We start from the raw sequence: 23280 nt of genomic DNA, 5'->3' as shown, positions 1-23280 counted from the left end.
AGGACCACCTCTGAAGGAGATCAGTAAATGAAAGCGTTTCATACAGTAGCCAGCGTGGGCATAGCCGCCTTGTGCGCCGCAGCCCTCTCCACGCCCGCGCAAGCCGACGACAAGACTATCTACATCGGCATGAACGGCGGTGCGATGGAAAAGGCCTACACGAGCGAGGTCCTGCCCGAATTTGAAAAGGCCAATAACGTAAAAGTGGTCGTGGTCCCAGGCACGTCCTCAGACATTCTCGCCAAGCTGCTGGCGAACAAAGCCAAGCCGCAAATCCACGTGGTGTTCCTCGACGATGGCGTGATGGCGCGTGCAGTCAGCATGGGCGTCTGCCAGAAACTCAACGACACCCCTGAGCTCAAGCAACTCTATCCGTTCGCGCGCATGAAGGATGACATTGGTGCGGGCGTGCAGCTTGGCATGACCGGCATTGCGTACAACACGACACTCTTTGCGGCCAATGGCTGGGCGCCGCCTACGTCATGGCTCGATTTCGCCGACCCGAAATACAAGGACAAAGTGGTGTTCCAGTCGGCATCGAGCAGCACGTTCGGCCTGCACGGCTTCCTGATGATCAACCGGCTTGAAGGCGGGTCGGAGAAGAACGTCGAACCGGGCTTCACGAAATGGCAAAGCACCGTGGGCAGGAACGTGATCGAGTACATCCCCAACTCGGCGAAGATCTCGGAGATGGTGCAAACGGGCCAAGCCGGCCTTTTCCCGCTCACGCCGACCGCCGTGGGTGACCTGCAGGCTAAGGGCATTCCCGTTGCCTACGTGAACCCGAAGGAAGGTCCGGTGCTGTTGCTGGTCGATGAATGCGTAGTGGCGAACAACCCCGATCCGGCCCTCGCACAAAAGCTTGCGGCGTTCATGATCTCGGCATCCGCACAAAGCAAGGCAGCGAGCGCCGGCCGCCAGATCCCGACCAACCGCCAGGCAACCATGCCCGACTCGATGCAGAAACAACTGGGCAACCTCGACGACCTGGTCAAGAAGGTCAACGTGGTGGACTGGGATGTGATCAACGCGAATCGTCCGCAGTGGGACGCGCGCTGGAACCGTCAGATCGAACGGTAATCTGACGCTGGATTGAAACGGGCGTTGTCAGGGAGTGCCCTGACAACGCCCGTTTTACGTTGTGCGCGCCAATCAGCGTATGACGGTCCGCTCTTACTCCTGCGAGTTGATGATGACCTTCGACACCGCATGCTCCTGCAAGCCCCATTTCTTCAGGATCTTTGCATAGGTGCCGTCGGCGATCAGCTTGCCGAATGCCTGGCTTATCGTATCGTTCAAAGCCGGGCTGCTCTTCGCCATGCCAATTGCGGTGTATTGCGACATAAACGGCTGGCCGATCGGCGCGTACGCATCTTTCTCAAGGGTGTTCTGATACGGCAGCGTCTCACCGCCTTGCACGGCGGCATCAATTCGTCCCTGGCGCAACTGCAGACGTGCGTCGGCGGAACCATCCGTTCCCACCACGACTACAGCAGGCTTTCCAGCCTTCACGCAATGCTCGTCGCTCCATGTCTTGATGTCGTCGGGCCAGGACGTGCGGCGGCTCGTGCCCACGTGCTTGCCGCACACTGATTCGATCGACGGGAAGTCGCCGGCGTGCGCCTTCAACGTATAAAACTGCGGCCCGCTCTTGATGTAGTCGAGGAAGTTGACCGCCTCGCGGCGTGTCGGCAAGTCCGTCATGCCCGACAGGATCACATCCACGCGATGGGTGGTCAGCGCGCTCATCATCTGGTCGAAGTTGGTCTCCTCCCACTTCAGTTTCACACCCATCTTCGCAGCCAGCGCCACGCCGAGATCGACGTCGAAGCCGGTCAGTTCATCGGTTGCGGGGTCCTTGTACTCGAACGGCGGATAGTTCGGCACGATCGCGGCCGTGAGCGTACCGTTGCCCCCCACGGGCGTCTGTGCATGGGCAAACGGCGAGCCAAGCGAGACAGCGCTGAACGCGAGGGTGACAAGGGTTCGCCGGAACAAGGAATTCATCATAAAAGTCGCCTGAACATGAGGTTGACGGAAGGGTTTAAAAGCCGGGTGAAAGCGTGAAAGCCGTTGCCATGCGTTCCTGATCACACTAGGACAGCACCGCCGAAATAAACTCCTGAGTACGCTGTTGCTGCGGTCGCGAGAGCACCTGTTCGGGCGTGCCGCTTTCGACCACCTTGCCCTGGTCCATGAACACCACGCGGTTCGCCACTTCACGCGCAAAACCGAGTTCGTGCGTGACGACGATCATCGTCATGCCGCTCTTGGCCAGGTCGCGCATCACGCTCAGCACTTCGCCCACGAGTTCGGGATCGAGGGCGGAGGTGGGTTCGTCGAAAAGCATGAGCTGCGGATGCATTGCCAGCGCGCGTGCAATGGCCACACGCTGCTGCTGGCCGCCGGACAACTCGACCGGAAACGCGTCGCACTTGTGTCCGAGTCCGACGCGCGTGAGCAGCGCGCGGGCTTCTTCAACCGCCTCGGACTTTTTCTTCTTCAATACCTGGACCGGCCCCTCGATCACGTTTTCCAGCGCCGTCATGTGCGGAAACAGGTTGAAGCGCTGGAACACCATGCCGGTCGCAAGACGTTGCCGCGCCATCTGCTTTTCAGACAGCGGATACAGCTTCTTCTCGACACGCCGGTATCCGACCAGTTCGTCATTCACCCACAGCGCGCCGCCGGTGATGGTCTCGAGTTGGTTGATACAGCGCAGGAAGGTGCTTTTGCCCGACCCGGATGGTCCGATGATGCACAGCACTTCGCCCTTCGCGACGTCGAGATTGATGCCGTGCAGCGCCTGGAATTCGCCATAGGACTTGCGCAAGTCGACCGCTTTGACTAGTGGGTTCATGGTTGCCTGGGTTCGCGTATGAGCGGGCTGCTTACTGTTTCGCGGATGCACGTCCCGCGCCACGCGCGAAGCGCAATTCGACTCGCGATTGCAGCAGGGAAAGAACCGTGACAATGACGAGATACCAGACGCCCGCGACCATCAGCAATTCGATCACGCGAGCGTTCGCGTAGTAGATGTTCTCGGCGTTGTGCAGCATCTCCGCGTACTGGATCACGCTCGCGAGCGAGGTCAGCTTGGCCATGCCGATCAGCTCGTTGCCAATAGGCGGCACGATCACGCGCATGGCCTGCGGCAGGATCACACGGCGCAGCGCCTGGAGCCTCGGCATGCCGATCGATTTCGCGGCTTCGTACTGGCCGGTGTCTACCGAGAGCAATCCCGCGCGCACGACTTCCGACGTGTAGGCACCCTGATTGATCCCGAGTCCGAGCAGCGCGGCGAGGAACGGCGTCATGATGTCGACGGTGCGAAACTCGAACAGGCCGGGGATGCCCATGACCGGAAACACCAGTGCGAGATTGAACCACAACAACAGTTGCAGGATCACCGGCGTGCCGCGAAACAGCCATACGTAACCATGCGCGACCGCGCGCAGGACCGGGTTGGTGGAGAGCCGCATGATCGCGATGATCACGCCAAGCACAATACCCAGTGCCATCGCGAGGATCGTCATGACGATGGTATTGCCGAGGCCGGTGAGGATCGACTTGGCTGTCAGGAAGCGTCCGACGACGGCCCACTCGATTTGCCCGCGAGCAAACGCCACGACCACATAGACAACGATCGCCAGGATCACGGCCGAGGCGAGATAGCGCCCGTAATAGCGCCGCGGCACGTGTTCGAAGTGCGAGATATCGGTGAAGCTGTCGGCGTTGCCGGACGCCGGTGCACTTTCGTTCGATGCGCTCAGCATGAAGGTCCCTTGTAGTAAGCCGCCCATGCGACCTGTTCTTCAATAGCGCTGCGCAGGCGCGCGATCTGTTCGGCCACGCGTGCCGGCGCCGTGCCGCCATAACCGCTGCGTGCCGCCACTGCGGCATCCAGCGTGACGTGATCGAGGACGCCGGGTTCAAGCCGGGCGTCGACCGTTGCAAGGGTTGCCACGGACACGTCGCCCAGTTCAATGCCTTGCTGTTCGCAAACCCGCACCAGTTCGCCGGTGATTTCGTGCGCTTCGCTGAACGGCACGCCGCGCAGCGCGAGCCAGTCCGCGACTTCAGTGGCCAGCGTAAACCCGAGCGGCGCCTGACGCCGCATTTCATCCACGTTCACGTGCATGGTGCGGATCATACCGGCCATTGCGGGCAGCACGAGTTCGAGTGTATCGATACTGTCGAATGCGGCGATCTTGTCTTCGGCAAGATCGCGGTTATAGGCAAGCGGCAGTGACTTGAGTGTCGCGAGCAAGCCGCTCAGGTTGCCGATCAACCGGCCTGCTTTTCCGCGTGTCAGCTCCGCGATGTCCGAGTTTTTCTTCTGCGGCATGATCGAGCTGCCGGTCGCGTAAGCATCGTCGAGTTCGACCCAGCGAAACTGCCGCGAGGTCCACAGGATCACCTCTTCTGAAAGCCGCGACAGGTTGACCGCGAGCATGCTGGTGATGAACGTGAACTCGGCAACGTGGTCGCGCGAGGCGACCGCGTCGATAGAGTTCTCGCACGGGCCGTCGTAGCCGAGCTCCTGCGCGGAGAGATCGGCCCGCAAGCAGATTGCGGACCCCGCCAGCGCCGCCGCGCCCAGCGGCGAACGTGCGCTGCGCCGGTCCCAGTCAACCAGCCGATCGACATCACGATAAATGGACTGAGCATGCGCGAGCAACTGGTGCGCAAACACGATAGGCTGCGCCGGCTGCAAATGTGTGAAACCGGCGGTGACGGTTTCCACGTGCGCCTCGGCCTGCTCGACCAGCGCGCGCTGCAATTCGATCACGGCCAGCGCCAGCTTGCGAGCCTTGTCGCGCAGATACAAACGCAGGTCGTTAGCCGCCTGGTCGTTGCGCGAGCGGCCGGCACGCAGCTTCCCGCCGATCGCCTTGAGCCGTTGCGTCAGTTCGCGTTCGAGGAAAGTGTGAACGTCTTCGTCGGCAAGAATAGGGGCGAGCTCACTCGCGGCAAACTCGGTTTCTATTTGCTGCATGGCGTCGAGCAATTGCTGAAGCTCGCCGGCGGTGAGGATGCCGGCTCGCTTCAGCTCGTTTGCATGGGCGCGCGAACCGGCGAGATCGTAGGGGGCGAGACGGAAGAAGCTTGGGTCCGAACGGGACAGGTTTTCCAGCGCCAGCGAAGGTCCTGATTTGAAGCGGCCGCCCCAGAGGCGTTCGGTTGTGTCGGTAGTGTTCATGCGCGTTGCCCAGGTTTGCCTAAGGAAGCGTTTCAGGATGAGGCTTGGTTCACGGCTTGTCGTTCATGGTGCCTAGCTCATGGTGCCTAGCTTACGCAAACAAATTTTTTGCTTGTAGAGAGAATTAAATTCGCTTTAAATCAAATTTTTCTCAGCATCTCTCCGGTAGTTCCACGCTTTTGCAGGCTTTGTCATGCGCCATCGGCTGCCCCCGCTCAATCCCCTGCGTGCGTTCGAAGCAACGGCGCGGCACGGGACGGTTGCAAGTGCCGCCGAAGAGCTCAACGTCACGGCAAGCGCGGTCAGCCATCAGGTGCGTGTGCTGGAGAGCACCCTGGGCGTGGCCTTGTTCATCCGCTCGAAGGCGAGGGTGAAACTGACGGCTGCCGGCGAAGCGCTGCTGCAACCGGTCAAGAATGCGTTCGACATGATTGCGACAGCCGTCGTCAGACTGGATTCGCCGGTCATTGCGGGCGACCTGGTGGTGTCGGCGCCGCTGTTGTTCACTACGCGCTGGCTCGCTCGGCATATTGGCGACTTCCTCGAGCAATTCCCCGCAGTCAACTTAAAACTGATTCCATCCAACGACGACAAGGAGATCTATTCATCCGATGTCGATCTTTGCGTCCGTTACGGCGCAGGCCGCTGGCGTGATCGCGACGTCAAGCTGATTACGCATCCGGTCCTGTTCCCTGTCGTGAGTCCGGCATTGATGAACGGGCCGCGCGCGCTTCGCACGGTGCAGGACCTGGCTCACCGGACCTTGTTCTGCGAGTATGCCGAGTCGTGGATGCGATGGCTGGCGGAGGCATCGGCGGACAAGCTGGAAGGTTTGCGGATCCTTGAAATTGGCATTGCGCATGTAGGTATTGAAGCCGCGGTGCGGGGACAAGGCGTAGCATTGGGCGATAGCTTTTCCGTACGCGACGATCTTGCCGATGGCACCCTCGTGCGGCCGTTCCGGTTTACCGTGCCGGCCAAGCATGCGTATTACTGGGTGTGTCGTCACGAGCTGACGGAGGCGCCGCTGGTGGCGGCGTTTGTATCGTGGGTGGACTCGAAACTGGCTTGAGGACTTCTATTTTTATCGGGTAAGAAAAGGAGCCCGAATGCACGAAAACGTTTGCCTCTGGAAAACCCGCAGAAGCACCCGCGCTTCCTGACATTTCTGCCATTTTGGCGTCATCTGGGTGTTGGCACCTGCCCGTTAAGATCGAGGCGTGAGTTACCTGTCACTTGTCGTTGGTTGTTGGTTGTTGTCGACTGTCTGAGGGACCACATGGCATCGGGCCGCAATCAATCCGGCTCGCCGTGTGCGAAACAGCGCCTGATGGCCTTGCCTGAAAGGTGTCGTTGCATCCCAGCGGTTCATTTTCTTTCCTGCTTTTTTCGAGCGCGCCTCAATGTGGATCGTCAACGTTGCGCTGAAGCGGCCCTACACGTTTATCGTGATGGCCATCCTGATCCTGTTGGCGACGCCGTTTGCGCTCCTGACAACGCCGGTCGACGTCCTGCCGGATATCAACATTCCTGTCGTCAGCATTATCTGGAATTACACGGGCCTGTCGGCCGAGGACATGGCCGACCGCATCACGCAAGTCAACGAGCGCAGTCTCACCACGACCGTCAACGACATCGAGCACATTGAGTCGCAGTCGTTGCCCGGCATCGCGATCCTGAAGATCTTCCTGCAACCCACCGCGAACATCCAGACCGCCATTGCCCAGACGGTAGCGGTCGAGCAGGCGCAACTGAAGCAGATGCCGCCGGGCGCCACGCCGCCGCTCGTGATCAGTTATTCGGCCTCCAGTATCCCGGTGATCCAGTTGGGATTGTCCAGCCCCACGCTGTCCGAACAGAACCTGAACGACACCGCGCTGAACTTCCTGCGACCGCAACTGGTGACCATTCCCGGCGCGGCCGTGCCTTACCCCTATGGCGGTAAAAGCCGCCTGATTTCGGTCGATCTGGATACCCGCGCACTGCTGGCAAAAGGCCTGACGCCGTCTGACGTGGTAAGCGCCTTCAACGCGCAGAACCTGATCCTGCCCACCGGCACGGCCAAGATCGGGATGAAGGAATACACGATCAACATGAATGGCTCGCCGGCCACCATCGACGCGTTGAACGACATTCCGGTACGCACGCTGAACGGCGCGACCACCTACCTGAGAGAGGTGGCCCATGTACGCGACGGCTTCTCTCCGCAGACGAATATCGTGCGTCAGGACGGACACCGCGGTGTGCTGATCTCGATCCTTAAAAACGGCAGCGCGTCGACGCTGTCCATTGTCGATACGCTCTATGGGCTGTTACCGAATGCCCGGGCGTCGCTGCCGCAGGACCTGAAAATCACGCCGCTTTTCGATCAGTCCGTGTTCGTCAAGGCGGCGGTGCAGGGCGTGATTCGCGAAGCGCTGATCGCCGCCGCGCTGACGGCCGCGATGATCCTGCTGTTCCTCGGCAACTGGCGCAGCACCTGCATCATCGCGGTCTCCATTCCGCTGTCGATCCTCTCGTCCTTGCTTGTGCTGCATGCGCTCGGCCAGACCATCAACATCATGACGCTGGGCGGGCTCGCGCTCGCGGTCGGTATTTTGGTGGACGATGCAACGGTGACCATCGAGAACATCGAGCGGCACTTGCACATGGGCACGGACCTGCACGAGGCAATCCTTGAAGGGGCCGGCGAAATCGCGGTTCCCGCGCTGGTCTCCACGCTGTGTATTTGCATTGTGTTCGTGCCGATGTTCTTCCTGACCGGCGTGGCGAAATTCCTGTTCGTGCCGCTTGCCGAAGCGGTGGTGTTCGCCATGCTCGCGTCGTACATCCTGTCGCGTACGCTCGTGCCAACACTGGCCATGCTGCTGATGGGCCACGCGCACAAGCCGAAGAACGGGTCGAAGCCGAACCTGTTCATGCGGCTGTATCACCGTTTCGATGCCGGCTTCGAGCGCATGCGCGCCACTTACATCGTGATCCTGAGCACGCTGCTCGTGCGGCGCCGGATGTTCGCATCGGCGTTTCTCGGCTTTTGCGTGCTGTCGGTGTGCCTCGTGTTCGCGCTTGGCGAGGACTTCTTCCCGACAGTCGACGCGGGCGACATCCGCCTGCATATGCGTGCGCCGACCGGCACGCGGATCGAGGAAACCGCGCGGTTGGCGGACCATGTCGAAGACGTGGTGCGGCAGATCGTGCCGGCGGCTCAACTCAACACGATCCTCGATAACCTCGGCTTGCCGTATAGCGGCATCAACTTGTCGTACAGCAATGCGGGCACGATCGGCACGCTCGACGGCGAGATCCAGGTGGCGCTGAAGCCCGACCACGATCCCACGGCGACCTTCGTGGACAAGCTGCGCGCCGTCCTGCCGCAGCGCTTTCCAGGTGTGGAATTTTTCTTCCAGCCTGCGGACATTGTGACGCAGATCCTGAACTTCGGTCTGCCGGCGGCCATTGACGTGCAGATTTCCGGGGCCGACCAGCAGGGTAATTTCGACGTCGCGGCGAAGCTGATGAAGTCGATCCGTCAGATTCCCGGCACGGTGGACACGCACATTCAGCAGAAGCTCGACGAACCCACGCTCAATCTTCAGATGGATCGCACCCGGCTCCAGCAGCTCAACCTGACCGCGAACAACGTCGCGCAGAACGTGCTGATTTCGCTGTCGGGCAGCTCGCAGACATCGCCGGGTTTCTGGTTCAACAACAAGAACGGCGTTGAATATTCTGTCGCGGTGCAGACGCCCCAGTACCAGGTGTCATCCATCGACGAACTGCTGCGCACGCCTGTTTCCGGCAGCGCCACCGGACCCACGCAACTGCTCGGCAACCTTGTGCAGGTCACGCCGAAAAGCCAGTTCGCCGTGGTCACGCACTACAATATCCGTCCGGTCATCGACGTGTTCGTGAGCGTGGAAGGGCGCGACCTCGGCAGCATTGCGACACAGGTCGACAAACTCGTGAACCAGGCCCGCGCAACCCTGCCGCGCGGCAGCCAGATCGTCGTGCGCGGCCAGGTCGCGACCATGCGTTCGTCGTTCTTCGGCCTGGGTATCGGCGTGGCGATGGCCATCGTGCTGGTGTACTTGCTGATCGTGGTGAATTTCCAGTCGTGGGTCGACCCGCTGATCATTGTCAGCGCGCTGCCGGCGGCGCTTGCCGGCATTGTCTGGATGCTGTTCCTCACCGGCACGCACCTAAGCGTGCCGGCGCTGACCGGCGCCATCATGACCATGGGCGTGGCGACCGCGAACAGTATCTTGATGGTTGCCTTTGCACGCCAGCGGCTGCAGGCCGGCGCACCGCCGTTGACCGCTGCGCTGGAAGCGGGGGCGAGCCGTATCCGTCCGGTGCTGATGACGGCGTTCGCCATGATCATCGGCATGATTCCGATGGCGCTCGGCTTAGGCGAGGGCTCGGAACAAAACGCGCCGCTCGGCCGCGCGGTGATCGGCGGATTGCTGTTCGCTACTGTGTCCACACTCTTTTTTGTGCCGCTCGTGTTTGCGGGTATTCACAGCCGGCTGGCCCGGCGGCGTGATCGTTCAGCGGGTGACGGGGACGATCATGGCGGCGGCCACTCGGGTGGCAACCCAGGTGGCAACCCGGGCCATGGCGCCGGCGAGCATGCTCCAAGTTAAATATGGCTGACTGATATGACTGAAAAAACTCATGCTTCGCTGGCGATTCCTGCAAGGGACACCGAGGACGGGCACGCGTTGCCGCCTCGCGGCCGGGAATGGAAACGCGCGAAGATCGCCATCATCGTGGTGCTGGTCCTGCTGGTGCTGGGCGCCGGGCGCACGGTGGTGTCGGACGTGATGCAAAGCCACTCGGTGGCTGCGACCTCACAGCAAAATGCGAAGGTGTACGTGAATGTCGTCTTGCCCAAGCAAGCCGCGGGCGGCGGCGACACCTTGCTGCCGGGCACGTTGCGCGGCTACGTGGAGTCGCCTATCTACGCACGCGCCACGGGTTATCTGCTGCACTGGTATGCGGATATTGGCGCACGGGTCAAGCAAGGCCAGTTGCTCGCCGATCTCGATACACCGGAGATCGATCAGGAACTGAAGCAGGCGGCGGCGCAACGCGAGCAGACCGCGTCGAGCCTCGTGCTCGCGAAGAGTTCGCTCGATCGCTGGCAGCAACTGCGTCAACGCGATGCGGTTTCGCAGCAGGAACTCGATGAACGCCAGAGCACCTATACGCAGGACGTCGCGAATCTTGCCGCCGCCGACGCCAACGTGCAGCGCCTGAAGCAGCTTGAATCGTTCAAGCGTATCGTCGCTCCGTTCACAGGCGTGGTGACGCAGCGCAACGTGGATGTGGGCGATTTGATCGATGCCGGCAGCGGCGCGAGCCGCGCGCTCTTCGCGCTGGCGCAGTCGGACCCGCTGAGAGTCTACGTGCAGCTTCCGCAGGCTTATGCACAGAACGTGACGCAAGGGCAGGATGTCATCGTCACGCAGGCGGAGTTGCCGGGCCAGCAATTCCACGGCTCGATCGCTCATATCTCGGGCGCGATCGATGTTCCCACCCGTTCGCTGCAGATCGAAGTGCGCCTGCCCAATCCGGACAACAAGCTGCGCCCGGGTGCGTACGTGCAGGTGTCGTTGCCCGCTAGCGTGCGGGCGCCCTTGCTGGTGCCGGGCAATACGCTGCTGTTCCGCTCCGAAGGGCCGCGGCTTGCAGTGGTTGGCCAGGACGGCAAGGTGAACCTGCGCAAGATCGTGATTGCACAGGACCTGGGGCAGTCCCTGGAAATTGAAAGCGGCATTGAAGCAACCGACAAGATCATCATCAATCCGAGCGATTCCATTGCGGACGGCGACCATGTCCTGATTGCACCGCAACAGCCTGCCAAGAAGGGGACGTCGTGAAGCGCGCGCGCCAGTGGCCGATGCAGTGGCCGATCCTGCCGGCACGGCTCAAGGCCCTCAAGACCGTATTAGCCGGCACGACCGCGATGGCATCCGGAGCGGTTCTGCTGTCCGCTTGCACGGTCGGGCCGGACTACAAGCAGCCTCACGCCGACGCACCGCCCGCGTGGCATACCGACTCGTACTGGCGTGTCGCCGAGCCCTCGCATGCGCCGCTCGCGCCGGAATGGTGGACCCGTTTCGGCGATGAATCGTTGAATGGCTTCGAACTGCAGGCGCTCGCGCAGAACCAGACGCTCGCCGCCGCGAGCGCGCATTACGCGCAGGCGCGCGCGACGCTGGCGAATACCAAGGCGCAGCAAGTGCCCGAGGTCGACCTTGGCGCCAATGCGTCGCGCTTTCGGACATCGAAGGACCGGCCGCTGACCAACTACGCCACGCCGACCCAGTCGACGGTGCAAAACAACCTCCAGCTCGGCCCCACGATCAACTACGACACCGACCTGTTCGGACGGATTCGCCGCGAGGTCGAGGGCGCTAAGGCATCCGCTGAACAATCGCGCGACGATCTTGCCAACGCGCGGCTCGTGCTGACCACGGACCTTGCGACCGACTACTTTTCGATGCGCGAACTCGATGCCGAGATCGACGTGCTGAACCGGTCAGTCGTCCTGCAGCAGAAGGCGCTGGATTACGTGACCGCGGAGCATGACCTTGGTTCGGTGTCCGGGCTTGACGTGCTGCAGCAGAAATCCGAACTCGACTCAACGCGGGTCCAGGCGCGCTTGCTGCTCAACCAGCGCGCCCAGTTCGAGCATGCGATCGCCGCACTGATCGGCGTTCCGGCACCGCAATTCGCCATCGCGCCGAAGGTGATCGACACCACCGTGCCCGCGATTCCGCTCGGGCTGCCAAGTGACTTGCTGCAGCGGCGTCCCGACATTGCATCGGCTGAACGCGCGATGGCCGCGGCGAATGCGCAGATCGGCGTGGCGAAGGCCGCGTTTTTCCCGAGCCTTTCGCTGACGCCGGGCATCGGCTGGGAAAGCACGCAGTTCGCCAACCTGCTGAGCGCGCCCACCCTGATGTGGACACTTGGCGCAACGCTCTCGCAAGTCGTCTTCGATGGTGGCCGGCGCGCCGCCAATGTCGACTTTGCGAGCGAGGGTTACCAGGCGGCCGAGGCGAATTATCGCCAGACGGTGCTTGACGCGTTCCAGCAGGTGCAGGACGGCGTGACCGGGTTGTCGGTGCTCGATGCCGCGTCGAAAGAGTCGCAAGAGGCCGTGAGCGACGCGCAGCGTTTGCTCGCGCTTGCCAACGATCGTTATTCGGGCGGCCTGGTCGCTTTCCTCGATGTGATCACCGCCCAGCAGTCGCTGCTCACGAGCGAGCGTCAGGATGTGCAGATTCATGGTCAGCAATGGAACCTGTCGGTGTCCTTGGTGAAGGCGCTGGGGGGCGGCTGGGACGTCAATGCGGCAGAACCGGAGAAAACGGCGGCAGCCAACCCGTCAAACTGATCGACGTGCGGTGACGTGAACTCGCCCGGGCGCAACTGGCCCAATTGCGCAGACCGGGTTTCGCCACTCGCCGGGAGGGGGAAATAACGTTTTTCTATAATGGGAAGACGTACACAAGAAGGCGCGCATGAAACTGCTCATCGTGGAAGACGAACACAAGGTGGTTGACTACCTGCGCTCCGGTTTGACGGAGCAGGGCTGGATAGTCGACGTGGCCCTTGACGGCGAGGAAGGCACGCATCTTGCGATCGAATTCGACTACGACGTGATCGTGCTCGACGTGATGCTGCCCAAACGCGACGGCTTCAGCGTGCTGAAGTCGCTGCGCGCGCACAAGGCGACCCCCGTCATCATGCTGACCGCCCGCGACCAGATCAACGACCGGGTACGGGGTTTGCGGGAAGGCGCCGATGACTACCTGACCAAGCCATTCTCCTTCCTGGAACTGGTTGAGCGGCTGCATGCACTGGCGCGGCGCACCCGCGTGCAGGAGTCGACGCTGATCTCGCTGGGCGACCTGTACGTCGACCTGATCGGCCGGCGCGCGACCCGCGACGGTGTGCGGCTGGACCTGACCGCCAAGGAATTCCAGCTGCTGAGCGTGCTGGCGCGCCGCCAGGGCGATATCCTGTCGAAGACGGCGATCACCGAACTGGTCTGGGACGTGAATTTCGACAGCCATACCAATGTGGTGGAAACTGCGATCAAGCGCCTGCGGGCCAAGCTGGACGGCCCATTTCCGACCAAATTGCTGCATACGGTGCGCGGCATGGGCTATGTGCTGGAGGTCCGCGAAGAAGCGGGAACATCATGAATCGATCCATCGCCCGACGTCTGGCTTTCATGTTTGCGGCCGTCGCGCTGTTTGTCTTCACGCTGGTCGGAACCGGGCTTTTCCTGGTGTTGCGCACGCAACTCGAACTGCATTTGCGCGAGTCGCTCGACGATCGCACGCAGATCGCGCGGATCATCGTCTATCACGCGATCACACCTGAAAAATGGAAGATGGCGCGCGAAAAGCTCACCGACATGACGCCGCGCGACGGCGTCACGTTGTATTCGGTGTGGAGCGCCGATTCGTCCTACCAGTTTGGCAAGCCAGTCACCGGGCAGGTCATGGACCGCTGGTCGGGCGGCTATGAACGGGTGCGAACCGGCCCCGGCAGCGAAAACGACATGCTGACCAGTACGGTTACGCTTCCCGCTTATGGCCAGCGGCCGGTCGTGATGCTGCAGGTCGCGGCCGGTTATTCGGCCAATGCCCGGACCATGCGCGCATTCGGCTTTGCGCTGGCCGCCTTGTCCGCCCTGGGCAGTCTCGGGGTGCTGCTGCTGAGTTATTCGGTCACCCGGATCGGGCTTGCGCCGCTCACGCGGCTGACTCGGGACGCGTCGGCGGTGAGTCCGAACAATCGCTCGCAGCGGCTGAATACGCGCTCGCTGCCGCTGGAACTCAACGATCTCGCCAATTCATTCAACGGGGCGCTTGAGCGCCTCGATGGCGCGTACGGACGGCTTGAATCGTTCAATGCCGATGTCGCGCACGAGTTGCGCACGCCCGTCACCATCCTGATCGGGCAGACCGAGGTGGCGCTGACCCGCAACCGTTCAGTTGACGACCTGCGACACACCTTGCAGTCGAACCTGGAAGAGTTCGAGCGCATGCGGGCGATCATCAACGACATGCTGTTTCTCGCACGAGCCGATCAGGGCGAACGGGCGACGGGGCTTCTCGATGCATCGCTTGCTGCGGAAGTCGCTCATACGCTGGAGTTCCTGGAGATTCCGCTCGAGGAGGCGCACGTGCACGCGGTTGCCACCGGCGACGCGCTCGTGCGGGTGAACAAGTCGCTGTTCGGTCGCGCCTGCATCAATCTCCTGATGAACGCGATCCAGCATTGCGCGCCTGGATCCACCATCAAGGTTTCGATTACCCGCGAAGGCGATCAGGTGCGCGTGGCGGTGGCCAATCCCGGGGAGCCTATTAAGCGCGCGGTGCTTGACCATCTGTTCGACCGGTTTTATCGCGCCGAGGTCTCGCGGACCAACAGCCGCGAGAACCATGGACTCGGCCTGGCGATCGTCAAGGCGACGGCGGAAATGCATGGTGGCAAGGTGTCCGCGACCAGCGCCGGAGGCGTCAACACGTTCTCGTTCTCGGTCGCCGCGTCTCGTAGCGAGCGCGGTAGCGAGCAGGGCAGCGAGCAGGAGAGTGCGCCTGAGACGCAGGCCGCCAACGCGCCCGCCAGCGTGCCGATGCAGCCGGCCTCGGCAAGTCACTGAGATTGATCTCCGCATAGCTTGCCCGGCGCTTCGCGCGCCGGGGAGCGGCCTTTTCGGGCAATAATCGTCTTTAATCATCCGCTCCGTGTTACTAAACGCGGTGTTTTGTCGTGCACTCAAAAGATAGGTTGTCGTACAACAAGGGCGATAATATCTGCGCCGATGCCCAATGTCGTGCTGCCTTCGGCCGATCTGGTCCAATGCTGGTTCAAATCGTGGAAACGGCCACCCGTAAAGCCAGGAATGACATCTATCCGATCTTTTCCGGGAAATCGAAGTCATTGCGATTAGGGGTTTACGGTGATAGAAAGAGCGCTTCTTCACGGTTATGTTCTCATACGACAACATACATCGATAAATGGACCGCGAAACGGACTTGGCTGCGGTCCATTTGTGTCGCGCGGCCGGCATCGGCCTTAATCGATCCGCAATAAAATCCATACAAAGAGCGAGGAGACGAAATGATTCTGTCTGGCCGTTTGTCGGCGAAGCTGCGGGTACTGCGCATGGCGCTGAGCGCCGTGGCGGCGGTCACCGCGGTTACCGCGGTGTCCATGGTTACCGCACCTGCCGCGCACGCGGCGGACCCGGTGGCGATCAACATCGTGGACGTTGCGGGGAACCTGCAACTGACGCAGAAGGCGTTCGAGGCCTTCAAGGAGAAGTACCCGCAACTCGTCTCCAACATCACGTTCACCAACGCACCCGCGCCGCAGTTGCCCGGCAAGATCAAGGCGATGCAGGCGGCCGGCCGCTCGGATATTGACCTCGTGCTGACCGGCACGGATGCACTTGCCGCGGGTATCGAACAAAAGCTCTGGATGAAGCTGTTGCCGGATCAAGCCGCGGCGTTCCCCGGCGTACTCGATAAATACGCGCCCGGTCCGCGCAAGATGCAGGACCTGGCGCAAGGCTACGGGATTGAAGTGACGTACATGCCGGCGGGTCCGCTGATTGAATACAACCCCGCCAAGGTGACCGATCCGCCGAAAACGCCTGCCCAACTGCTCGCGTGGTGCAAGGCGCATCCGGACAAGCTGATCTATGCACGCCCTGCTAATTCCGGTCCGGGCCGCACGTTCCTGATGGGCTTGCCTTATGTGCTCGGCGACAAGGATCCGCAAGATCCAATCAACGGCTGGGACAAGACCTGGGCGTTTCTCAAGCAGCTGAACGACTGCATTCCGTATTACCCGGGCGGTACGTCGGCGGTGATGAAGGAACTCGGCGAAGGCTCGCGCGACATGACGGTGACCGTGACCGGCTGGGACATCAACCCGCGCGCGCTCGGCCTCGTGCCGGCCGAATACAAGGTCCAGGCCTTCGACAACATGACGTGGGTCAACGATGCCCATTACATGGTGATCCCGAACGGCGTGCCGAAAGAAAAGCTCGACGTCATCTACAAGATGATGAACTTCCTGCTTGAACCCGCGCAGCAGGCAATGACCTTCGACGACGGTTATTTCTATCCGGGTCCGGCAGTGAAGGGCGTGACTATCGACCAGGCCCCGGCGAAGAGTCAGGAAGTCATCAAGAAGTACGGCCGGCCGGAATACGCGAAACTGCTTGCCGACCGTCCGCATGTGGTGCCGCTGAGCGCCGCTGCGATGGTTGCTGCATTCCAGAAGTGGGACCGCGAGATTGGCTCGCAAAAGTCGAAGTAGTTTTGGATGACGAAGTAACGAATAGGTGTTTTAACGGCCGTGCGGCGGCTTGACGATTGCGTCAAGCTCGTCGCACGGCGTTGTTCTTAGTCTCAGGAACCTGCCATGAAGCATCAGTTTGATGAGTTGCGTCTTGATTCGGTCAGCCGCAGTTTCATGAACGCCGAAGGTCAGGCGGTTGCGGCGCTCAGTGGTCTCGCCTTGAACATCCAGCGCGGCGAATTCATCGCGTTGCTGGGGCCGTCCGGATGCGGCAAGTCGACGGCGCTCAATTGCATCGCCGGTTTGCAACCGCTGACCGGCGGACGGATCTGGCTCGACGACCAGCGTATTGATGTCCTGCCGCCGGAGAAACGCGGCTTCGGCATGGTGTTCCAGAACTACGCGCTGTTCCCGCATATGTCCGTGCTCGACAACGTCGGCTTCGGCCTGAAGATGCGCGGCGTGGCCAAGAGCGAAGCTGCCCGTCGCGCGTATGAAGCGTTGCAGATGGTGCAGCTCGTCGGCCAGGAGAAGAAGCTGCCGGGGCAGTTGTCCGGTGGGCAGCAGCAGCGCGTTGCCATCGCCCGGGCGATCGTGATCGAACCGGCGCTCGTGCTGATGGACGAACCGCTGTCGAACCTGGATACCAAGCTGCGCATTGAAATGCGCGCCGAGATCCGGCGCATTCACAGCCAGCTCGGACGCGCGACGATCTACGTGACCCACGATCAGGACGAAGCGCTCTCGATGGCCGACCGCATTGTCGTGATGCGTGAGGGCACCGTACAGCAGGTTGCGTCGCCGAAGGAAATCTATGAACGGCCCGGCAACCTGCATGTCGCGCGCTTCATGGGGTATCGGAACGTGGCTCAATTTACGCTCGAGGGCATGCAGGGTGAAGGGGTTGCCGTGAGCGCGGACGGCGTGCGGCTGATCGGTATGCCGATGGCCGGTTTCGACAGCAAGCGCGTGAGTGTCGCCATGCGTCCCGAAGACCTGGAGCGCGCCGCGCCAGGAGCCGAGAATGCGTTTGATGCAGAGGTGCTGACGGTGGAATACGGCGGCCACGATTCGCTGATCCGCGTGAAGGCTGCGTTCGGCAATCTGTGGGCGCGCGTGACAGGTGATGTGGTGGTGGGTGAACCCATTTGCCTGCGGGTCCCGCCATCGCGCACGCTGGTGTACGACGGGGAGACGCCATGAACTCGCCAACCGTTCCGACCGCTCCGCTCCCTTCCGCAGTCCCCCGCGACGCGAAGGCGTGGCTGGTTTCTCCCGCGCTGATCTTCATCCTCGCGCTGTTTGTTTATCCGTTCGTGTACGGCCTCGTGCTGTCGTTCCAGCCGATGAACGGCGGATCCGCGTTCGCCAACTACATCGCCTTTTTCACCGATACGGCGATGTGGCCCACCATCATCGTCACCTTGAAGCTTGCGGTGCCGGCGACGATCATCAACGTGGGTTTGTCGGTTCCGGTTGCATTCGCTTTGCGCCGGAATTCCCCGTATCAGAAGTTCGTGACCACGCTGCTGGTGATTCCCGTGACATTGGGCACGGTGCTGATCGCCGACGGCATGCTGACTTACTTCGGCCCGAACGGCTGGTTCTCCCAGGCGGTGCACGGGCTGCACTTATATAGCGATGAAGTCCGTCTCACGCATAACTACTGGGGTGTGTTGATATCGCTGATCGTGTCGGGCTTTCCGTTCGCCTTTCTGTTGACGCTCTCGTATGTGACCGGCATCGATCCAACGCTTGCGCGTGCCGCGGCAACCCTGGGTGCGAGCCCGTGGGAACAGTTTCGGCAGATCTACCTGCCGCTGCTGATGCCTGGGCTGACCATGGCCGCGTGTCTGTCGTTCGTGCAGGCGTTCTCAGTGTTTCCGTCGGCGGTGCTGCTCGGCGCGCCTGCCGGACCCACGCGTGTGATCTCGATCGCCGCGGCCGAAGCCGCATTCGAAAGCTACGATTATTCCCTCGCCTCCGCGATCGCAATGGTGATGGGCTTTGTACAGTTGCTGGTGGTGGCAGGCATGCTGAGCGCGCGCCGCTTCTTCTACACGGGTCCGGTGACCGGAGGTAAAGGCTGATGGCGACCGATAATCATGCACCTGCCTGGACGGCTTCCGCTCATGCCTCGGCTCCTCGCGACAGCCGCAACGACGGTGCACAACCGGCCAAGCCGATGAAACCGCGCGTCAGCCTGCGGGACCGGCTCTGGAAGATATTTATCTGGGGCGCGATGGCGTTCTTCCTGTTCAACGTCCTGTTGCTGATTGCGACCGTTGCCGTCAACTCGGTTGCGACACGCTGGTTCGGCACGCTCTTGCCGCCCGGGTTCACGCTGCACTGGTATGCGCAGGCGTGGAGCGACTTCCAGCTTGCGAGCGTGTTGTGGGTGACGATCGAGGTGGTTGGCGCGGTGGTGATCCTGTCGATTGCGCTGGGCGTGCCGGCGGCTTATGCGCTTGCCCGCGTGCAATTTCGCGGCAAGCGTTTTGCGATGCTCGTGTTCCTGCTGCCGCTGATGGTGCCTCCTGTCACCTACGGCATTCCGATGGCAACCGTCATGTACAAGGTCGGTCTTGCGGGGACGTTGAGCGGCGTGATCCTTGCGAACCTGGTGCCTGCGCTGCCGTTCGTCATTCTCGTGATGACGCCGTTCATTGAACAGATCGATCCGAATCTTGAAGCAGCCGCGCGTATCTTCGGAGCTAACACGGCAAAGTACTTCCGCTATGTGCTGCTGCCGCTGCTGATGCCGGGCATGCTGGCCGCGGGCTTGCTGGTGCTCGTTCGCACGATCGGCATGTTCGAACTGACGTTCTTCACCGCGGGACCGACCACGCAGACGCTGGTGGTCGCGCTGTATTACGCGGTCTTTTCGACGGGCGTGCGCGCGCCTCAATCCATCGATGCAATGGCGATGATCTATATGGCGATCACGCTGGTATGGGTATTGATCGCGCTGCAGTTCGTGAGCCCGACGCAACTGGTCTCGCGCGTCAAGGAACAGCGGCAGTGACAGGCGAGTAGTTGCGACCGCTTGATGCTGGATGCGGCGAGCGGACGCAAGGAGACGTGTGCGGAGCATTTGAATCTGCATAACGCGCTTACCTTGTTTAATCCGGCGTCGGTGACGTGATTGGCCGGCTGTTGAAATATCTATGCGGTTGATTTCATGACCACTGCCAGCCGATAGATGTATCGGCTGGCAGTGGTGATTTCCTTACCCCTCGCTTCACTATCCTTCGTTTCATCTTTTCAGCAATCACGCCGGTGTTTCGACACTCGTTGTTGTGATTCGCGCCTGAGTTTCCGATTGCCTCGCCAACTCCTCACTCCATCTGCAAGACGACGTGGCCGCCACGACGAAGGCATTGCCGTCGATGTCGATGCGCAACCGGCGTTCGGAACTAAAAAGCCCTATAAAACAAGGCTCATATCAGGGTTTTCGATCAGGATATCGGGTTTTCCATAACGGTTTTGCCGTTGTGCGCAAACGTTCTCTGCGCTCTCTCACACCCTTTCGAATCATCTCCCCCCACTCGCGTGGCACAGCGCACAGAACGCTTTTTCCAGACTGTCATTCTGGAATCACATCGCGTCCTTGATTGATGGGGAACGCGGAATAAAAACGCGTTTCAATCCGGGGGAAATATGAGTACTACTTATAAAAAGAATCTGAAGACCGCGCTTAGAGTGAGCTGCATTGTTATCGCCAGCGCCATTCCACCGATGGCCAATGCGCAAGCCGGAAGCCCATCGCTTTCGGCAGCGCCATTGCTGCCTTGTTACGACAACCACCACAAGCTGATGGCAGGCAATTGCGGATCCGTGAACGATGACTATGGCATGGAGTCCGATACATCCAGCTCGCAGGAGTCGGGTTTCGCCGTCGGGGCAGCGACCGGGCCTAACTCCGGCATCGCCGCCGAGGGACACGGTGATGATTCGTCGAGCGGGACTTCAGGCAGCGGCACGGGATCAGGTAGTAAAGGCAAGGGAAATGGAAGTGGAACTTCGGGGGGCTCCTCGGGTAGCACTTCGGGCGGGACCTCAGGTAGTGGTTCAGGTAGTGGTTCGGGTAGTAGTGCGGGCGGCAGTGCGGGTATTGGTGGCTCGGGCACCTCGAACGGTAACGCCGGCGCTGGCGGTGCAGGGTCGGGTAGCAGCGGCGGGGCGGGATCTGGTAGCAGCGGTGCGGGATCAGGCAGCAGCAGCGGCGGACACGGAAGCAGTTCGTCAGGCGGTAGTTCGAGTGGTAGCGGCGCGGGAGCGGGTGCTGGATCGGGTTCAAATGGCGGAAGTGGTGGGTCGGGAGGTAGTGGAGGGAGTGGAAGCGGCGGGTCCGGTAGTGGTTCGGGCGGTAGCGGCGCGGGAGCGGGTGCTGGATCGGGTTCCAGTGGCGGAAGTGGTGGTGCCGGAGGGAGTGGCAGCGGCAGCGGTGCGTCCGGTAGTGGTTCGGGTGGGAGTGGCGCTGGCGCGGGTAGCGGATCGGGTTCCAGCGGTGGAAGCGGTGGATCCGGAGGGAGTGGAAGCGGCGGCGGTGCATCCGGTAGCGGTTCGGGTGGTAGCGGTGCGGGTGCAGGTAGCGGATCAGGTTCCGGCGGTGGAAGCGGTGGTGCCGGAGGGAACGGAAGCGGTAGTGGTTCGGGTGGAAGTTCAGGGGGCAATTCCGGCGGTAATACGGGCAGCGGATCAGGGCATGGCCACCACGGCAGCCACGGTGGTCACGGCGGCGATGGTGGTCACGGCAACGATGGTGGTCGCGGCAACGACGGCGGTCACGGCAGCGATGGCGGTCACGGTAGCGACGGCGGTCACGGCAACGATGGCGGTCATGGCAACGATGGCGGTCACGGCAACGATGGCGGTCATGGTAACGATGGAGGCCACGGAAGCGACGGCGGTCACGGCAGCGACGGCGGTCACGGAAACGATGGAGGCCACGGCAGCGATGGTGGTCGCGGAAGCGACGGCGGTCGCGGCAACGATGGTGGTCGTGGCAACGACGGTGGTCATGGCAACGATGGTGGTCGCGGCAGCGATGGAGGCCATGGCAGCAACGGCGGTCACGGCAACGATGGAGGCCACGGCAGTGACGGCGGCCATGGCAACGACGGCGGTCATGGCAACGACGGTGGTCACGGCAGCGACGGCGGTCATGGCAGCGACGGCGGTCATGGCAGCAACGGCGGTCACGGCAACGATGGCGGTCATGGCAACGATGGTGGTCGCGGCAGCGACGGCGGTCACGGCGGCGACGGTGGCCATGGAAGCGACGGTAGTCACGGCAACGATGGAGGCCATGGCAGCGACGGCGGTCACGGAAGCGATGGTGGTCGCGGCAACGATGGAGGCCACGGCAACAACGGCAACAATGGCAACAACAGTGGCCACGGAACAGGATCATCCAGCCATGGTCCTAACGGCGGCGAGGGTGCGGGTGGCCACGGCGACGGCAGCGGTTCATCCGGTGGCAGCGGCAACAACGGTGGCCAGGGCAAGGGCTCATCCGGCGCAGGTTCCAATGGCGGCGCAAACGCTGGCGGTAAGGGCGGTGCATCCGGCAAGGGATCGAGCGGTAGCAGTAACAGCGGTGGCCATGGCGGCGGCAGCGGCGGAAGTCACTGAAGCAACCGGGTATGACTCGAACGGGAGGACACGGCATGGGCATCGGCAGCCGCAGCCGCTGTGTCCTTCCCGCCCCTCCACAATTGCCATTTGCGGACACCTGTCGACCGCCTCTATATGAGCGCGGTCGCCCGGAACAGAAAAACCGCCTGCCGAACGTGGTCCGGTCGTGCAGAGCCTAACCCCACGCAATCGCTCCCTCGTTCACAAAATTCACAAACCAATCAGACGTCAAACTAAAACTGCTTGGCATACCTGATAAATTCAAGAACGGCGGGCCCGCGCTCATGCCGGCGAAACGCCACAGCGATCTCGGACACGATCGGTTTTCCAGTAATCGCCTTATAAACCACGCCTGGAAATGAAACGCAGTCGCTGAGCGTGCGCGGCACTACCGCGACATTTCCTCCTGGCGAAACGCAAGCCAGTACTGCGGCCAACCGTCCGGGCCGCTGACCCAATCGCGGCTGAAAGCGCCCCCTGCGCCCGACTTCGAATGTCCCAAAGTCCTGCTCAGGTACCGCAAAACACAGTCGCGCCATTGCGCGGGCGAAACGCCTGCCGAGTTCGCCAGCGGCGAGTCTTCATGGATTGCCAGAATGAAATGATCCCGATACAGCGTGATTGCCTGGATTCCCCCCGGGTAATGCATGGGCGGCCTGACATACGCAACGTCGATAAGGCCTTCAGCAAGCATGGCCGGCACGCTGCTTGCCGGTGACGCGGTTCACGCGACAGAGCGTTTGGCACCGGCGGCGAAGGTGTTCATTGCAACGGCGGCTCCCGCAAGTTTCGCCAGCGGTTTCGCCGCGGCCCTGTGCGTTGCCGGCGCGCTTGCCCTGGTCATTGGTGCGGCCGTATGGGTCTTGGCAGGACGACGTGTGCGCCCGGCGGCGCAAGCGCTTGGGCAAGGATAAAAGCGGGTCCGCTGTACTCGGACCCTCAGGCGCTGGCTCAATTTTCCAGCGGAAATCCTTAAGGCCGGATGAACGCGCGGCTTAGCCGTTTTGCTTCCGGGCGGCGCGGCTAGTGTTCCGTTCCGTTGTTAACTGAACTATGTTTGCGTAGAATGTTGGTATCAACGAAACGGGAGATACCAGCAT

At 61.7% G+C, this 23280-nt stretch carries 18 protein-coding genes; 13 read left to right on the top strand and 5 right to left on the bottom strand.

From position 1 onward, the window contains the following. Window positions 1–27: 27 nt before the first annotated feature. Window positions 28–1080 carry an extracellular solute-binding protein gene (locus AWB69_RS04350; RefSeq protein WP_062082551.1) on the top strand — a complete coding sequence of 351 codons (1053 nt, stop codon included), beginning with the start codon at window positions 28–30 and terminating at the stop codon, window positions 1078–1080. 93 nt (window positions 1081–1173) lie between these two features. Here AWB69_RS04350 and AWB69_RS04345 read toward each other — a convergent pair whose 3' ends face one another. The 4 genes from AWB69_RS04345 to argH all read right to left on the bottom strand — a co-directional run bounded on the left by AWB69_RS04345 (window position 1174) and on the right by argH (window position 5203). After that, entirely contained in the window at window positions 1174–2010 is an 837-nt protein-coding gene (locus AWB69_RS04345; protein WP_082913253.1) for an ABC transporter substrate-binding protein, read from the bottom strand. Between the two features lie 85 nt (window positions 2011–2095). Further along, a complete protein-coding gene (locus AWB69_RS04340; RefSeq protein WP_062082549.1) occupies window positions 2096–2860 on the bottom strand; it encodes an amino acid ABC transporter ATP-binding protein in 765 nt (254 codons plus the stop codon). Between the two features lie 31 nt (window positions 2861–2891). Then, window positions 2892–3776: an amino acid ABC transporter permease gene (locus AWB69_RS04335; protein WP_062082547.1), complete on the bottom strand. Its 885-nt coding sequence runs from the start codon at window positions 3774–3776 to the stop codon at window positions 2892–2894. Then, the gene (gene argH, locus AWB69_RS04330) at window positions 3770–5203 is read right to left on the bottom strand and encodes an argininosuccinate lyase (protein ID WP_062082545.1); all 1434 of its coding nucleotides are present in this window, start codon (window positions 5201–5203) and stop codon (window positions 3770–3772) included. Before argH ends, AWB69_RS04335 begins: the two co-directional genes overlap by 7 nt. Window positions 5204–5396: 193 nt before the next feature. On the opposite strand from argH, the gene AWB69_RS04325 reads away from it, so the two are divergent. The 11 genes from AWB69_RS04325 (at window position 5397) to AWB69_RS48575 (ending at window position 22298) form a co-directional block, all read left to right on the top strand. Continuing rightward, window positions 5397–6275 carry a LysR substrate-binding domain-containing protein gene (locus AWB69_RS04325; RefSeq protein ID WP_062082543.1) on the top strand — a complete coding sequence of 293 codons (879 nt, stop codon included), beginning with the start codon at window positions 5397–5399 and terminating at the stop codon, window positions 6273–6275. A 331-nt stretch (window positions 6276–6606) separates the two neighbouring features. After that, window positions 6607–9846 (top strand): efflux RND transporter permease subunit, encoded by a 3240-nt coding sequence (locus AWB69_RS04320; protein WP_062082540.1) that lies wholly within the window; start codon window positions 6607–6609, stop codon window positions 9844–9846. A gap of 15 nt (window positions 9847–9861) precedes the next feature. Beyond that, window positions 9862–11085, top strand: coding sequence for an efflux RND transporter periplasmic adaptor subunit (locus AWB69_RS04315; RefSeq protein WP_062082538.1), 1224 nt, complete (start codon window positions 9862–9864; stop codon window positions 11083–11085). Window positions 11086–11171: 86 nt separating this feature from the next. Then, entirely contained in the window at window positions 11172–12608 is a 1437-nt protein-coding gene (locus AWB69_RS04310; protein WP_062082927.1) for an efflux transporter outer membrane subunit, read from the top strand. Window positions 12609–12735: 127 nt separating this feature from the next. After that, window positions 12736–13422: a heavy metal response regulator transcription factor gene (locus AWB69_RS04305; RefSeq protein WP_031363551.1), complete on the top strand. Its 687-nt coding sequence runs from the start codon at window positions 12736–12738 to the stop codon at window positions 13420–13422. After that, complete coding sequence (locus AWB69_RS04300; protein WP_062082536.1) at window positions 13419–14891, top strand: heavy metal sensor histidine kinase; 1473 nt, start codon at window positions 13419–13421, stop codon at window positions 14889–14891. The genes AWB69_RS04305 and AWB69_RS04300 overlap by 4 nt, the downstream gene beginning before the upstream one ends. A gap of 554 nt (window positions 14892–15445) precedes the next feature. Next, window positions 15446–16558, top strand: coding sequence for an extracellular solute-binding protein (locus AWB69_RS04295; RefSeq protein WP_407923014.1), 1113 nt, complete (start codon window positions 15446–15448; stop codon window positions 16556–16558). A gap of 105 nt (window positions 16559–16663) precedes the next feature. Next, on the top strand, window positions 16664–17743 hold the full coding sequence (locus AWB69_RS04290; RefSeq protein WP_062082532.1) for an ABC transporter ATP-binding protein: 1080 nt from the start codon (window positions 16664–16666) through the stop codon (window positions 17741–17743). Continuing rightward, window positions 17740–18630 (top strand): ABC transporter permease, encoded by an 891-nt coding sequence (locus AWB69_RS04285; protein ID WP_062082530.1) that lies wholly within the window; start codon window positions 17740–17742, stop codon window positions 18628–18630. Before AWB69_RS04290 ends, AWB69_RS04285 begins: the two co-directional genes overlap by 4 nt. Next, a complete protein-coding gene (locus AWB69_RS04280; protein WP_062082528.1) occupies window positions 18630–19565 on the top strand; it encodes an ABC transporter permease in 936 nt (311 codons plus the stop codon). Before AWB69_RS04285 ends, AWB69_RS04280 begins: the two co-directional genes overlap by 1 nt. Before the next feature lie 984 nt (window positions 19566–20549). Then, window positions 20550–22298 (top strand): hypothetical protein, encoded by a 1749-nt coding sequence (locus AWB69_RS48575; protein ID WP_197500162.1) that lies wholly within the window; start codon window positions 20550–20552, stop codon window positions 22296–22298. 270 nt (window positions 22299–22568) lie between these two features. Here AWB69_RS48575 and AWB69_RS49170 read toward each other — a convergent pair whose 3' ends face one another. Continuing rightward, the gene (locus AWB69_RS49170; protein ID WP_062082526.1) at window positions 22569–22874 is read right to left on the bottom strand and encodes a LysR substrate-binding domain-containing protein; all 306 of its coding nucleotides are present in this window, start codon (window positions 22872–22874) and stop codon (window positions 22569–22571) included. Here AWB69_RS49170 and AWB69_RS04265 point away from each other — a divergent pair. After that, window positions 22873–23094: a hypothetical protein gene (locus tag AWB69_RS04265; RefSeq protein ID WP_062082524.1), complete on the top strand. Its 222-nt coding sequence runs from the start codon at window positions 22873–22875 to the stop codon at window positions 23092–23094. The genes AWB69_RS49170 and AWB69_RS04265 overlap by 2 nt on opposite strands. Window positions 23095–23280: the final 186 nt, after the last annotated feature.

The organism is Caballeronia udeis, assembly GCF_001544555.2.
Lineage (GTDB): Bacteria > Pseudomonadota > Gammaproteobacteria > Burkholderiales > Burkholderiaceae > Caballeronia > Caballeronia udeis.
Note: the sequence above shows the minus strand (reverse complement) of the source record. Positions and strands in the feature narration are given on the sequence as shown.

Excerpts from the sequence above, each read along its gene's own strand:
- AWB69_RS04300 (WP_062082536.1), top strand. The coding sequence starts at position 13,419 with ATGAATCGATCCATCGCCCGACGTCTGGCTTTCATGTTTGCGGCCGTC.
- AWB69_RS04290 (WP_062082532.1), top strand. The coding sequence starts at position 16,664 with ATGAAGCATCAGTTTGATGAGTTGCGTCTTGATTCGGTCAGCCGCAGT.
- AWB69_RS04315 (WP_062082538.1), top strand. The coding sequence starts at position 9,862 with ATGACTGAAAAAACTCATGCTTCGCTGGCGATTCCTGCAAGGGACACC.
- AWB69_RS04295 (WP_407923014.1), top strand. The coding sequence starts at position 15,446 with ATGGTTACCGCACCTGCCGCGCACGCGGCGGACCCGGTGGCGATCAAC.
- AWB69_RS04335 (WP_062082547.1), bottom strand. The coding sequence starts at position 3,776 with ATGCTGAGCGCATCGAACGAAAGTGCACCGGCGTCCGGCAACGCCGAC.
- AWB69_RS04340 (WP_062082549.1), bottom strand. The coding sequence starts at position 2,860 with ATGAACCCACTAGTCAAAGCGGTCGACTTGCGCAAGTCCTATGGCGAA.
- AWB69_RS48575 (WP_197500162.1), top strand. The coding sequence starts at position 20,550 with ATGGAAGTGGAACTTCGGGGGGCTCCTCGGGTAGCACTTCGGGCGGGA.
- AWB69_RS04285 (WP_062082530.1), top strand. The coding sequence starts at position 17,740 with ATGAACTCGCCAACCGTTCCGACCGCTCCGCTCCCTTCCGCAGTCCCC.
- AWB69_RS04280 (WP_062082528.1), top strand. The coding sequence starts at position 18,630 with ATGGCGACCGATAATCATGCACCTGCCTGGACGGCTTCCGCTCATGCC.
- AWB69_RS04310 (WP_062082927.1), top strand. The coding sequence starts at position 11,172 with ATGGCATCCGGAGCGGTTCTGCTGTCCGCTTGCACGGTCGGGCCGGAC.
- AWB69_RS04320 (WP_062082540.1), top strand. The coding sequence starts at position 6,607 with ATGTGGATCGTCAACGTTGCGCTGAAGCGGCCCTACACGTTTATCGTG.
- AWB69_RS04265 (WP_062082524.1), top strand. The coding sequence starts at position 22,873 with ATGGCCGGCACGCTGCTTGCCGGTGACGCGGTTCACGCGACAGAGCGT.
- AWB69_RS49170 (WP_062082526.1), bottom strand. The coding sequence starts at position 22,874 with ATGCTTGCTGAAGGCCTTATCGACGTTGCGTATGTCAGGCCGCCCATG.
- argH (WP_062082545.1), bottom strand. The coding sequence starts at position 5,203 with ATGAACACTACCGACACAACCGAACGCCTCTGGGGCGGCCGCTTCAAA.
- AWB69_RS04345 (WP_082913253.1), bottom strand. The coding sequence starts at position 2,010 with ATGATGAATTCCTTGTTCCGGCGAACCCTTGTCACCCTCGCGTTCAGC.
- AWB69_RS04325 (WP_062082543.1), top strand. The coding sequence starts at position 5,397 with ATGCGCCATCGGCTGCCCCCGCTCAATCCCCTGCGTGCGTTCGAAGCA.
- AWB69_RS04350 (WP_062082551.1), top strand. The coding sequence starts at position 28 with ATGAAAGCGTTTCATACAGTAGCCAGCGTGGGCATAGCCGCCTTGTGC.
- AWB69_RS04305 (WP_031363551.1), top strand. The coding sequence starts at position 12,736 with ATGAAACTGCTCATCGTGGAAGACGAACACAAGGTGGTTGACTACCTG.